The following is a 12,034-nucleotide window of genomic DNA, read 5'->3' on the forward strand; positions in this document are numbered from 1 at the left end:
CGTGTGGACATTCGGGTGGCGGGCGCTTTACCGCCAGGTGGTGCGGTCGTCGTTCGCGACGGTTCCGTTCTACCGGGAGCGATGGGCCCTGCACGGCCGCACGGACCCGGTCGTGGTCGCGGGCAGGACGGGGGACTACGACGGTGCTGTCCCGGTGGCCGACCTCGCCGGGCGCCTGCCGGACCTGGTGCCGCTCGCCGGTGGGTCCGCGACCCCGGATCCGCTGCGGGGCCTGGAGATCGTGCTGCACCAGTGCGCCAGGATCTCCCCGGACACGCTGATCATCGGCGCCGCCCCCGAGTACCACCCGCGCGCGGTCGCCTTCGAGTCCACACCGGACGAACCGCGCGGTCACGTGCTCGCCGTCGGCACCCCGGGGCAGCTCGCCGGGGTCGGCCGGGACATCCCCAGGGTCCCGCTGGTCACCTTGGCCGAACGCGGCACCGAGGGCGTGCTGGTCGACGACCTGCTCGGGGTGCTCGGGGGAGTCCGCGACTGCGGCAACTGGCACATCGACTGGCCGCGCGTGTACGCCAGGGAGACCCCGCTGGGCCTCGCTTTCACCTTGCTGCTCCAGCGATCCCCGCGACTGGTCGACATCGTGCCCGCGGGCGCGTCGGGCCGGATCGCCCGTTGTCCCCGGCACCGGACGCCGGTGATCGCGGCATGAGGGCGGAGATCCTCGACCCGCGCACCGACCCGGAACCCGGGTACTGGGCGGAACTGCGCGGCACGGCGGGTTTGCGCGCGGACTGGGCGTGGGAGGTGCTCGCCGCGCAGGCGTGGGGCGCCAGGACCGTCCAGTTGGTCACCGTCCTGTTCGACGGCACCACACCGAAAGCCGTGGTCAACGCGGCGTGGCTCGGGGCGCCGCTACACCGGTTCTCCTTCACCGGCGCCACATCCAGGCCGTGGCTCGGCGCCGTGCACGTGCGCGGTCCCGGCAGTGGTGCGGTCCCCGGTTGGTGGTTGGCCGCCGACGTGCCGATCACCGCGCTCACCGAAACCTACGCGCGCGCGATGCGCCGCGAGCTCGGTCCGGGTTGCCTTGCCTTGGTGCTGCGCCAGGTCACCGAGGAACAGGCCGCGAAAGTGGGGCGCCTCAAGGTGGTGCGCCCGACCGAGCGGATCTGGACGTTCCCGGTGCACGAGTGGTCGGACCCGGAGGCGTGGCTGATGTCGTTGAGCCGCAGCAGGCGCAGCAACCTGCGGGGGATCTTCCGGCGGGTGCGGGAGAACGACGGCCTGGAGATCCGGATCGAGACCGCGACCACCGACCTCGACGTCGTGCGGGTGATCGAGGCGATGCGGTGGAACGACGACAAGTACGGCGGCAAGCTCATCCCGCGCATCCGGGTGCTGACCGCCTACCTCCAAGCCCTTGTGGCGCAACCGGACGTGCACTCCACGAGCTACATCGACCGCGCCACCGGCGACCTGATCGCGTTCGGCACCGCGCTCGACCACCCGACGGTGCCCATCGTCCGGTCCTGGACGCAGCGGCCCGCCGCCGAGGGCGGTGCGAAGTACCTGTACTTCTACCACCTGGCCAAGCAGGTCGAGTGGGCCATCGCGAACGGCAAGCAGTGGGTGGAGCTGGGCAAGGGCAAGTCGCAGGAGAAGCAGTCGTTGGGCGCGGTCCCGTTCGACCAGGCCGCGATGGCGGTGCCGATCAGACCCTGGTGACCACCGGGAGGTCCACTGTGGATGGAGTGAGCCGCAGTCGCAGCACGGCGGCCTTCGTGGCCAGGCCGACCACCAGCGCGGCGAACGCGCCGACCGCCCCGAGCGGTCCCGTCGCCAGCAGCGCGGTGGCGCTGGTGGCGACCAGGGACGCCAGCGCGGCGGACGTGGTCAGCGACAGCACCGCACCGTTGGTGTTCTCCAGCAGGAACACCGCGTAGACCACCGCGCAGAAGCTCGTCATCTCCACCAGGACGACGAACCCCAGCAGCAGCCTGCTCTCGGTGACCGGGGCGAGCGCGGCCAACGCGACGACGGCGACCACCACGAGTCCCGCCACGGCGGCGGTCCAGCCGGTGATGCGCCGGGCCAGTTCCCGACCGCCCACCCCGCCGGTGCCGCGCAGTCGGAGCGAGGTGGCGGGTTGGATGAGGCGGAGCACCAACACGCCGAACGCGCCGAGCGCGCTGGAGATCAGGATCAGCACGTATACCAAGGCGGTCTCGGACGGTGTGGCCGCCACGGCCAATACGATGTAGAGGACCGAGACGCCCGCGGTGTCGGCGACGTCGGAGAAGCCCAACAGCAGCACGCGCCGGTTGAGCAGCGAGCCGAGGCCCTCCCGGGTCTCGTGTGGACGTCCACGTGGGACCAGTGCGGCCAGCACCGCGCAGACCACGACCAGCCCGCCGGTCAACGCCAGCAGGTAGCCCAACGGGCGCAACACCCCGAGAGCGGCCAAACCGGCCATACCGACGACCCAGGCCGCGTACGTCGTGAAAGCCGCGGTGTCCCTACCGGGTCGTTCGGCCAAACGGTGTACCGCGGCCAGGACGGACATGAGCCCGAGCCCGGCCGCGTTCGCCGCCGCGGCGGCGTACAAAGCGACCAGTCCGCCCACGGGCAGCAGCGCCGCCATCGCGAGCAGACCGAGCCCGAACGGGGCGGCCGCCCGCGCGATGAGCATCCAGGTGACCTGCGGGCCGAGCACCCGGGTGCGCGGGACGGCGGTCAGCGCGGACTTCTCGACGCCGATCACCAGGGTCTGCACCCAGGCGAACGTGCCCGCGGCCGCGACGTAGCGGCCGAAGTCGTCGGCGCCCCACACCGGGAGCAGGGCGAGCATCGACAGTTGGATGCCCGCCCGCGCCGCCCCCCGGCCCGCGATGACCCGAAGGGCGGCCCGCACCCCGCCTCAGCCCTTGGCCGTGGTCGGCTCGGTCTCAGCGGCGTTGGTCTTCGAGGTGCTCGTGGTCTCGGCAGCCGAGGACTCGGCAGCGGGGGTCTCGACAGCGGGGGTCTCGGCGGTGGTGGCCTCGGGCGCGGTCTTGCCCCGGCCGGAGAGCTTGCGCCAGACCCGGTCCGGCAGCGTGAGGATCAGCACGGCGACGATGACGTGCACGGCGATCAGGGTGAACGCCTCGTACTTCGACGCCGGGTGTCCGAGTCGGACGGTCATGTGGTCGGCCCAGGTCCACACCTCGGGGATCGGCGTCCAGGCCGGGTCGGTGTGCGGGTTGATGGTGAGGAAGGCCAGGTCCTCCAGGCCGGAGAGCTGCAGCACGATCATCGCGTAGCCGAGCCTGCGCGCCCCGCCCGCGGTGCCGCCGCCGAGCCGGTGCGACAGGGTCAGCGCCAGGATCAGGAACGGGGTCAGGGTGAGGATCAGGTAGTAGATGCTCTTGTCGTTGCCCGCCGCGAAGAAGATCGACGGGACGAAGTAGGTGAAGAACACCAGGAAGCACAGCGGCACCGCGACCCTGGCGATCTTGTGCCGTAACGCGAGGCTGAACCGCATGGCCGCGATGGCCTCGACGGCGAGCACGAACGGGACGAGCTTGGCCAGCAGCACCCACAGGTTCGGGATCGATTTCTGGTGCGGGAAGCCCACCCAGACCGCGGCGGCGGCCGCGAACGCGGCGACCGTGATGATGATGAACGTCCTGTGCGCGCGCAGGCCCGTGCCGATTTCCGCCATGCGATGAACTCCATGCCCCTGTTGCCCCGATCCGGAATGGGCATAATACGCGGGAATCCCTTGTGTGGAAGGGGGATCGGCTCCCCGGCGCAAGCCGTGGGGCCAATCGGAGCACCGGGGTGGGGAGTGGGCGGATGGGATATTCCCAGTTGGCCTGGGAACGCGCGGCCGCGGCGGTGGGTGCGCGGGCGGTCCGCGAGGTCCCGTTCTACCGGGAGCGGCACGCCCGTGGCCTGGGGCTGGGGCCGGTCCCGGTCGAGGAGTTGGAGCGGCGGCTGTGGGCGTTGTGTCCGTTGTCGCGTCCGTACCGCCCGGCGGCGGAACCCACGCTGTGGACCGGGGATCCGCGTGACCTGGCCACCGCGCTGCTGGTCGCGGGCGTCGGCGGCGTCGGGGTGCTGGAGGTCCGCTCGGCCGTGGTGCCGTGGACCCGGTTGGGGGCGCTGGGACCCCGGTACGCGCCCGTCCTGGCGCCATCGGCCGATGTCGTCGATCTGTCCGCCTCGGACGGTCCGGCCCGCGCCATGGTCGCGTCGGGCGAGACCGTCCTGGTGTCCCCGCCGGAGGTCGCCGACGAGGTCAGCGCCAGGATCGGGCACGCTGGCATGATCGTCCGGAGGCTCACGTCGGCCACCGACATCCTCGGCCCCGCGGTCCTGCACAACCGGCACATCGGCTATTTCGCCGCTCGCCCGCACGGGTGCGCGCGCTGGCACATCCTGTGGCGCCGCTTCCACGTGTCCCCCGGGGACGGTGGGCTGCTGGTCACCGCCCTGCGTCGGCGGCGACCCACCCTGGTGCGCGTCTTGATCGATATAGGACTGAACCGGGTGGGCATCTGCCGCGAGCACGGCCGCCCCGTCCTGGGAGCTTGACCGCTTCAGCCGTCGAGCGCCGCGAGCACGGCCTCGCGCAGTGGCTGGGTGCCGGTTCGGTAGGCCCGGACGGCCGCGGTGATCTCGTCGGGGGTGAACAGCTCCAGCAGCGCGATCGGGCGTGGCCCGCCGTCGGTTCCGAACAGTCCGGTTCGCAGCGCCGTGGCCTGGTCGCGTTCCAGGGGCTCGCCGCGCAGGTACGCCTTGGCCGCCAGTTCGATGAATTCCGCCTCGGGGCGGTCTTCGACGTGCCGTGACACGATCCAGCACTGGGTCCGCCCCGGTCCGGCCAGCCAGCGCCGGGCGTGGTCGACGCGTTCGCGAGCCGCAGGACCTGTCAGGGTGAGGTCGTCCACCACAAGGTCTACCCGGTAGCACCGTTCGTGCAATCGGCCTATCGCCGCGGACACCGTGGGTAGACCACTGTGGACGGATCCTTCGGCCGTTCGGTCGAACCGGGTGTGCAGTTGGTAGTAGGTGGCCCGGTCGAGCTCGGTCGCGGCGAGTGCCTTGGCGGCCGCCGTCCTGGCCCAGGCGAGCACCGGGGGAGCGAGGTATCCGGCGTGCGGGTCCGCGGGCAGCACGAGTGACACCGGGGCGGGGACCTCCCGCAGCGCGGCGAGGTCCCGGGTGGACACGACGGCCTCGCAGCGGGCGCACCAGAACCGGGCGGACCGGCGGCCGAGCCGGTAGACCGCCGTCGTCCCGTCGCGCCCGCACTGGGGGCACCGCGGCGAGAGCGCCTCGCGATCCGGCGAACGGCCCAACGCGGTGGCGACCGTTCGGGTGTGCGCTCGCAGACTGTCCAGAATGGTCACCAGCCCACCACCAGGTGGTTGGCGACCGGTCGCGCGCCGAACCGCTCCTTGATCCTGGCCATCCCCTTGCCCGGCCGCAGCGTGGCCCTGCCCAGGCCGATGGTGTGCTCGACCAGGTCGACGTAGTGGTCGAAGTAGAGGTTGGGCAGCCCGCCGTCGACGCGGTCGCGGATGCCCCAGTAGCTCATGGTCAGGTCGGTCCCGTTGTCGTGCACGGTGGACAGCGCCAGCAGCCCGCGGTCGTCGCGGTAGGTCGAGAACCGGGTGCCGGGGTCGGCGTTGAGGTGCTCGAAGTAGTGCTCCGGGATGGGCGTGCGGACGACCCCGCGGCGCTGGTGCTTGAACCGGACGAGGTTCACCAGCCGCGCCGCGTCGGCGGGCGGCACCTCGTCCACCAGCGCGCGGCGCACCCCGGGTGCGGACCGCACCGTCGCCCGGATCTTGCGCAGCTGCGAGCGCCACTTCGGCGGCAGCTGCGCCAGGTAGCCGTCCACACTGGACCATTCGGCGGTCAGCACGGTGTCCGGTGACACCGCGAGCACCCGGCGTGCGCCCCGGTCGAACGCGGGCACTTCCTGGGATTCCACGTGCCGGTAGCAGAACCCGGCCACCCGGTACCGCGACCGGACGGCCCGCTCGAACGCCTCGACGGCGGCCAGCCTGCCCGCCGCGTCGAGGCCGGTGGCGAACAGGTGCCCGGCGAGCGAGGCGGGGGAGAGCCTGCACTCGACGAATCCCACGGGGGGAACCGATCCAGAACGGTGGAAACGGCGGTAGTCCTGGGGTCCGTGCAGCCGGGCGTGGAAGAGCGCCGCCACGTCCGTCCCATCGCGAACGACGGCCATGACCGTCGCCGTCTGGCCCGCCCAGGCCGCCGTGGTCAACGGGTCGGCGTGCCACAGCACGCAAGCGCCCTGCCCGGCGGCGAACCGGTCCCACCCCGGGTCGACGACCTCGGTGAGCGGGTCGACCAGGTCACCGTGCATGATCCCCCTGCCGCATGATCTCCCCGGCTACGCTCCACCGACCCCGCGGGAGACACCCGCGCGGGCGACACTCTCCCGGAGGACCACCGTGCCTGTCCAGGACTGGCAGTCCGACGCCGAGGCCACCATCGACGCGCACCTGCGCGCGGTGGCCGGGCGCGATCTCGACACCTTCGCCGCGACCGTCCACCCCGACGTCACCGTGATCATCCCGTCCGGACGGATCCTGCGCGGCGCCGCCGAGGTCGTCGACTTCCACCGGGAGTGGTTCACCGACGGTGACTGGACCTACGCCGTGCAGCCGGTCCTGGCGACCACGACGGCCACCACCGCGACCAGGGTGCTGGCCGTGACCGTGGTCGGCGAGCCGGGCGCGGAGCCGTCGAGGTTCCTCATGGGACTGACCTTCGTCGCCGAGTCCGGCCGCTGGCTACTCATTCACGACCAGTGCACGATCGGCCGTCCGGCGTAGTTTCCGGCTCGAGTCACCCGCCACGGGGAATTCCGTGAACCACAACCCTTTTGCCGCTCCAAAAGCGTTGTTATAGTCCGCGTCACTTCGTGGCAAGTCCGTCCCGCGTTCCAGCGCCGAGCCCACTTCGGTGCCGGTCCACCCTGCGCTCACCCGTTCCGTGGTCGGGTATCGCGCTGCGTGACAGACCCCGCGAACGCGGTGTCACCAGACCGGTGCGCACCGCCGGACCAGGCGTGACCAACGCCGGGTCGCCGGATGAGGAGGGGTTCGCGGCAATGGGGAAACCGGTCCTGATTACCGGAGTGGCGGGTTTTCTCGGCAGTCATCTTGCCGACGATTTGCTCAACCGCGGTTACTCCGTTCGCGGTATCGACAACATGATCGACGGTTTCAAGGAGAATATCCCGGCCGGGGTGGAGTTCCACGAGGTCGACTGCCGGGACGCCCTCGGGCACCCCGAGCTGTTCGAGGGCGTCGAGCTGGTCTACCACTGCGCGGCGGCCCCGTACGAGGGCCTGTCGGTGTTCTCCCCGTTCCTGGTGCACGAGCACACCACCAGCGCCACGGTCGCGATGCTGTCCGCGTCGGTGCGCGCCGGGGTGGAGCGGTTCGTGCACTGCTCGTCGATGTCGCGCTACGGCGAGCTGGTGCCGCCGTTCACCGAGGACATGACGCCGGTCCCGCTGACCCCGTACGGCATCGCCAAGTACGCGGCGGACCTGCAGGTGCGGGCGATCGCGCAGGTGCACGGCATGCAGCACAACATCGCCGTGCCGCACAACATCATCGGCCCGCGGCAGCGCTTCGACGACCCGTACCGCAACGTCGCGGCGATCATGATCAACCGGGTGCTGCGCGGGTTGCAGCCGATCATCTACGGCGACGGCAGCCAGACCCGCTGCTTCAGCTTCGTCTCCGACGTGGTGGCCTGCCTGACCAAGCTCGGCATCGATCCGGACATCACCGGCGAGATCATCAACGTCGGCCCGGACGAGGGCGAGGTGACCGTGCTGCGGCTGGCGCAGGAGATCTGCTCCATCGTCGGGGTGGACTGCGACCCGATCTTCATGCCCGCCCGGCCGCTGGAGGTCCACCACGCGACCTGCAGCTCCGACAAGGCGCGCCGCCTGCTGGGCTACCGCACCGAGGTCGGTCTGCGCGACGGTCTCACCGAAATGGTCGAGTGGATCCAGCAGACCGGGCCGAGGGAGTTCGACTACAACCTGGAACTGGAGATCGTCAACGAGCTGACCCCGCGGACCTGGTCGAGCAGGTTGATGTGACCGGCCTGACCGCGATCGTGCCCTGCTACAACGAGGGCGAGCAGGTCGACGTCGCCTACCGCTCGGTGTGCGACGCGCTCGGCGGCATCGACGGGTTCGAGCTGCTGTTCATCGACGACGGCAGCCGCGACGACACCCTCGCGCGGATCCAGGCACTGGCCGAACAGGACAGTCGCGTGCGCTACATCAGCTTCGCGCGCAACTTCGGTCTGGTCGCCGCGGTCACCGCCGGGTTCCGCTACGCCTCGAAGCCGTGGTCGGTCCAGCTCGACGCGGACCTGCAGTTCCCGGCGCACGAGACGTGGGCGTTGCTGGAGACCGCGGCGCAGGGCTACGACGTGGTCTTCGGTGTGCGCCGCGACCGGCAGGACTCGTGGCTGCGGCGGGTCGGCGCGGCGGGCACGCACACGGTGGCGCGCAAGCTGTTGGGCATCGAGGTGCCACAGGGCGCCAGCTCGTTCCGGGTCGTGCGCACCGCCGTCGGCCGCACGATCGTCGACCTGCCGACCGGGAACTCGCACTTCGTCGCCAAGGCGCCGCAGGTCGGTGCCCGGTACACGACGGTGCCGGTCTCGCACGCGCCGCGCACCGCGGGGCAGTCGAAGTTCCGGTTCGGCAGGCTCGCCGGGGACGCGTTCGAGTTGCTGTTCGGGTTCTCGTGGCGGCCGCTGAACGTGTTGTACGGGACGGCCGCGGTCGTGTTCGGGCTGGCGTTGCTGCTGGCGCTGCTCGGCGCGTTCGGCGCGGTGTCCGCCCTGGCGCTGCTGGTTTCCACGTTGCTGGTCAGCGCGTTCGGGATGGCCTCGACCGCGCTGGTCGGGCGCTACCTGCACCGCAGGATGCTCGACGTGCGCACCAGGCGGGTCTACTACATCCGGGAGGCCAACTTCCCGGTCGCCGACGAGGACCTCCTCGACCGCGGCGCCCCTGCCGTCCCGCCGCCGGTGCGGCGACCGACCCTCGAGGTGGCTTCATGACGACCCCCGCCCTGATCGTGCTCGGCGCGGGTGAGGAACAGGTCGTGCTCTACCGCGAGGCCCGCCGCCGCGGCCTGCCCACCATCGCGGTGGACATGCGCGCGGACCGGCCGGGCATCGCGTTGGCCGACCGGTTCCTCCAGCTGTCCACAACGGACCACCAGGCGATCGCGGAGGCGTTGGCGGGGCAGGAGATCGCCGGGGTCGTCTCGACCGCGGCGGACACCTGCCTGGAGTCGTGGCACCGGCTCTCCGAGCACTTCGGCACCCCGTGGCGCTACCCGGCGTCGGCGGCCGCGGTGTCGATGGACAAGTCGGCGTTCCACGCGCTGGCGGCCTCGGTCGGTGTCCCGGTGTACCAGTGGGCGCAGTCGCACAACCTGGCGGACCTGGCCAGTTCGGCCACCGGGTTCGGCCTTCCGGTGGTGGTGAAGCCGACCGACGCGTCCGGGTGCCGCGGCGTGCTGCGGGTCGACGAACCGTCCGAATTGGACGCGGCGCTGCACAACGCGGCGGTGAACTCGCCCAGCGGGCAGGTGATCGTCGAGAAGCTGCTGCTGGGCAAGGACTACACGGTCAACGTGTTCCTGCACCGCGGCGACCTGGCGTTCTCGCTCATCACCGAGAAGCACATCGTGCCGGGGCCGCGGTTCCTCATCGGCGGCCACGTCGCGCCTGCCGACCTCGACCCGGCCGTCGAGACCGCGCTGCTCGCCGACGCCCACGCGCTCTGCCTGGCGATGGGCCTGGCCGACGGCCCGGCCAACTTCGACGTCATCGTCGGCCACGACGGCACCCGGTACGTGCTGGAGGTCGGTGCCCGCATGTCCGGCAACGGGTTCCCTCGGCTGGCCGAGGCGGTGGCGGGCGTCGACTGCGTGCGCGCCCTGGTGTCCCTGGCGGTCGGCGAGCCCGTCGAACTGGTGGTCGACCGGTCGGAGGTGGCCCGGCTCCAGGTTTTGACCTCACCGCTGGAGGTCGAGGGCGAACTCGTGTCGGTCGGCGACCTGGCGGCGGTTCGCGCGCTACCCGGCGTGAGCGATGTCGACGTCTTCGCGGCCCCGGGCGATGTGGTGCTGCCGTTCACCGAGGCGGGCCGCAAGCTCGGCTGGCTGGTGGTGCACGCGCCGACCAGGGTCGCGCTCGGCGAGGTGCTGGCGACCGCCCTGGCCGCGGTGGAGTTGGTGGTGACCCCGGCGACGGTGCCGGTGTGAGACTCCCGCCCCTAGGGTGGGGGCATGCTCGATCTCCTCTTGCGTGACGCGAAGTTCCACACGATGGACCCGGCGCGGCCGACCGCGCGCGGCCTCGGGATCTGGAGCGGCCGGATTGTCGGGTTCGACGACCAGGTCGAGTCGCTGCCCGCGCGGCGGGTGGTGGACCTCGGGGGTGCGACCGTGCTCCCGGGGTTCGTCGACGCACACGTGCACATGGTGTGGGCCGGGCTGCGGGAGAACGCGCTGTCGGTGGCGCCGTGCTCGCGGGTCGACGCCGTGCTCGACGTGATCGACCGGGCTCCCGGCGAGCCGGGGGAGTGGCTCGACGTGGTCGGCTACGACCAACGCGGCCTGGGCAGGCACATCACCGCGGACGAGTTGGAGAGTGTCGCGCGCGGGCGGAAGGTGTTGCTGCTGCACGATTCTGGCCACGCCTGCGTCGTCAACCGCGCTGTGCTGGCCGATCTGCCCGATGGCGTGGAGCACCAGGACGGGTTCCTCGCCGAGAGCGGTATGGCGGCGGCGCGTGCCCTGCGGCAGCCCTATTCGCTGGTGGAAATGGTCGCCGCCATCAGGACCGCCGCGTCCACCTGCCTCGCCGAGGGCGTCACCACGGTGGCCGAAGCCGGGGTCGGGGGCGGGTTGATCAGCCACAGCCCGGTGGAACTGGCCGCGTACCAGCGCGCCGACCTGCCGTTGCGGGTGCGGCTCATGGTGGCCGCGTCGTTGTTGCGCGACCTGGGCGCGCACGCGGGCGACGACCTGCCGCGCGGCATGGACCTGGGGATCCACACCGGGTTCGGCGGCGACCGGCTGGGCATCAGCGCGCTGAAGGTCTTCGTCGACGGCGGCATGATGGCCCGCACGGCGGCCATGACCGCGCCGTACGCCGGATCCGACCACAGTGGACAGTGGTACGCGGACCCGGACGAGATCAGGGGGTACATCCGCGACGGGCACCGCGCCGGGTGGCAGCTCGCGGTCCACGCCATCGGTGACCGGGCGGTGGACCTGGCCCTCGACACGATCGCCGAGGCGCAGCGGCGGCACCCCCGGTCGGACACCCGGCACCGCATCGAGCACGCCGGGGCGGTGCGACCCGACCAGCTGGGTCGGTTCGCGGAGTTGGGCGTCAGCGCGGTCGTGCAGCCGTCGTTCCTCTACTACTACGGCGACGACTACGCCGCGGTCATGGGGCCGGAGCGCGCGGACTGGCTCTACCGCGGCCGGGGCTTCCTCGACAACGGTGTCGACCTGGTCGCCAGCTCCGACCGGCCGGTAACCGTCGGCGCACCGTTGCGGGCCATCCAGTTCATGGTGACCCGGCAGACCCAGGCGGGCAACGTTGTTGGCGCGGGGGAGGCGGTCAGCATCGCCGAGGCTCTCCGCGCGTACACCGTGGCGGGGGCGCACGCGTGCCGGATGGAGCACGCGGTGGGGTCGCTGGCCGAGGGCAAGCTCGCCGATCTGGTGGTGCTCGGCGACGACCCGCACACCGTCGAGCCGGACCGCCTCGGTGACATCGAGGTGGTCGCCACGGCGGTCGACGGGGCCGTCGTGCACGGCCAGGGGCTGTGGTGAGCGCTGCGGCATCCGGTGGATTCCTCCGCTGAAAGGGTGATGGTCGAACCTCCGGAAAAATGACCCGCTGTCGTCATGATCTCCAACGGGTGAGAATTCACCGGGCGCGGTAGCGAGCGGCCGGTCGCCGTCGATTCCCAGCACGAGCACGAATGGGGTCG

General features: G+C 71.5%; 12 protein-coding genes. 8 read left to right on the plus strand and 4 right to left on the minus strand.

Annotated elements, in window-relative coordinates:
- The first annotated feature begins 1 nt into the window (after position 1).
- Both CLV68_RS28940 and CLV68_RS28945 read left to right on the plus strand, forming a co-directional pair.
- Positions 2-670 (plus strand): hypothetical protein, encoded by a 669-nt coding sequence (locus CLV68_RS28940; RefSeq protein ID WP_246010160.1) that lies wholly within the window; start codon positions 2-4, stop codon positions 668-670.
- Positions 667-1,686, plus strand: coding sequence for a GNAT family N-acetyltransferase (locus tag CLV68_RS28945; protein WP_121394165.1), 1,020 nt, complete (start codon positions 667-669; stop codon positions 1,684-1,686). Before CLV68_RS28940 ends, CLV68_RS28945 begins: the two co-directional genes overlap by 4 nt.
- Here CLV68_RS28945 and CLV68_RS28950 read toward each other — a convergent pair.
- Entirely contained in the window at positions 1,673-2,872 is a 1,200-nt protein-coding gene (locus CLV68_RS28950; RefSeq protein ID WP_121394167.1) for a hypothetical protein, read from the minus strand. The two genes, CLV68_RS28945 and CLV68_RS28950, sit on opposite strands and share 14 nt — an antisense overlap.
- 6 nt (positions 2,873-2,878) lie before the next feature.
- A complete protein-coding gene (locus tag CLV68_RS28955) occupies positions 2,879-3,661 on the minus strand; it encodes a hypothetical protein (protein WP_211346801.1) in 783 nt (260 codons plus the stop codon).
- A gap of 134 nt (positions 3,662-3,795) precedes the next feature.
- Here CLV68_RS28955 and CLV68_RS28960 point away from each other — a divergent pair, with 134 nt between their 5' ends.
- Positions 3,796-4,536 carry a hypothetical protein gene (locus CLV68_RS28960; protein ID WP_147460200.1) on the plus strand — a complete coding sequence of 247 codons (741 nt, stop codon included), beginning with the start codon at positions 3,796-3,798 and terminating at the stop codon, positions 4,534-4,536.
- 5 nt (positions 4,537-4,541) lie between these two features.
- On the opposite strand, the gene CLV68_RS28965 is transcribed toward CLV68_RS28960, so the two are convergent.
- Positions 4,542-5,354, minus strand: a complete 813-nt coding sequence (locus CLV68_RS28965; protein ID WP_121394171.1) for a hypothetical protein — start codon at positions 5,352-5,354, stop codon at positions 4,542-4,544.
- A complete protein-coding gene (locus CLV68_RS28970) occupies positions 5,351-6,340 on the minus strand; it encodes a hypothetical protein (protein WP_170224648.1) in 990 nt (329 codons plus the stop codon). Before CLV68_RS28970 ends, CLV68_RS28965 begins: the two co-directional genes overlap by 4 nt.
- A gap of 88 nt (positions 6,341-6,428) precedes the next feature.
- Between CLV68_RS28970 and CLV68_RS34320 the strand changes: the two genes are divergently transcribed.
- The 5 genes from CLV68_RS34320 (at position 6,429) to CLV68_RS28995 (ending at position 11,873) form a co-directional block, all read left to right on the plus strand.
- Entirely contained in the window at positions 6,429-6,812 is a 384-nt protein-coding gene (locus tag CLV68_RS34320) for a YybH family protein (RefSeq protein ID WP_170224649.1), read from the plus strand.
- A gap of 278 nt (positions 6,813-7,090) precedes the next feature.
- Positions 7,091-8,098 (plus strand): NAD-dependent epimerase/dehydratase family protein, encoded by a 1,008-nt coding sequence (locus CLV68_RS28980; protein WP_121394318.1) that lies wholly within the window; start codon positions 7,091-7,093, stop codon positions 8,096-8,098.
- Positions 8,095-9,075 carry a glycosyltransferase family 2 protein gene (locus CLV68_RS28985; RefSeq protein WP_121394176.1) on the plus strand — a complete coding sequence of 327 codons (981 nt, stop codon included), beginning with the start codon at positions 8,095-8,097 and terminating at the stop codon, positions 9,073-9,075. Before CLV68_RS28980 ends, CLV68_RS28985 begins: the two co-directional genes overlap by 4 nt.
- Complete coding sequence (locus CLV68_RS28990; protein WP_121394178.1) at positions 9,072-10,289, plus strand: ATP-grasp domain-containing protein; 1,218 nt, start codon at positions 9,072-9,074, stop codon at positions 10,287-10,289. The genes CLV68_RS28985 and CLV68_RS28990 overlap by 4 nt, the downstream gene beginning before the upstream one ends.
- Positions 10,290-10,313: 24 nt before the next feature.
- On the plus strand, positions 10,314-11,873 hold the full coding sequence (locus CLV68_RS28995) for an amidohydrolase (protein ID WP_121394180.1): 1,560 nt from the start codon (positions 10,314-10,316) through the stop codon (positions 11,871-11,873).
- The last annotated feature ends 161 nt before the right edge of the window (positions 11,874-12,034 follow it).

It is taken from the genome of Actinokineospora cianjurensis (assembly GCF_003663795.1).
In the GTDB taxonomy this organism is placed as follows: Bacteria; Actinomycetota; Actinomycetes; order Mycobacteriales; family Pseudonocardiaceae; genus Actinokineospora; species Actinokineospora terrae.

What these genes read in the sequence shown, in the direction of transcription:
- CLV68_RS28945 (WP_121394165.1), top strand. Translation starts at nt 667, where the DNA reads ATGAGGGCGGAGATCCTCGACCCGCGCACCGACCCGGAACCCGGGTAC.
- CLV68_RS28955 (WP_211346801.1), bottom strand. Translation starts at nt 3,661, where the DNA reads ATGGCGGAAATCGGCACGGGCCTGCGCGCGCACAGGACGTTCATCATC.
- CLV68_RS28960 (WP_147460200.1), top strand. Translation starts at nt 3,796, where the DNA reads ATGGGATATTCCCAGTTGGCCTGGGAACGCGCGGCCGCGGCGGTGGGT.
- CLV68_RS28970 (WP_170224648.1), bottom strand. Translation starts at nt 6,340, where the DNA reads ATGCACGGTGACCTGGTCGACCCGCTCACCGAGGTCGTCGACCCGGGG.
- CLV68_RS28980 (WP_121394318.1), top strand. Translation starts at nt 7,091, where the DNA reads ATGGGGAAACCGGTCCTGATTACCGGAGTGGCGGGTTTTCTCGGCAGT.
- CLV68_RS28990 (WP_121394178.1), top strand. Translation starts at nt 9,072, where the DNA reads ATGACGACCCCCGCCCTGATCGTGCTCGGCGCGGGTGAGGAACAGGTC.
- CLV68_RS28995 (WP_121394180.1), top strand. Translation starts at nt 10,314, where the DNA reads ATGCTCGATCTCCTCTTGCGTGACGCGAAGTTCCACACGATGGACCCG.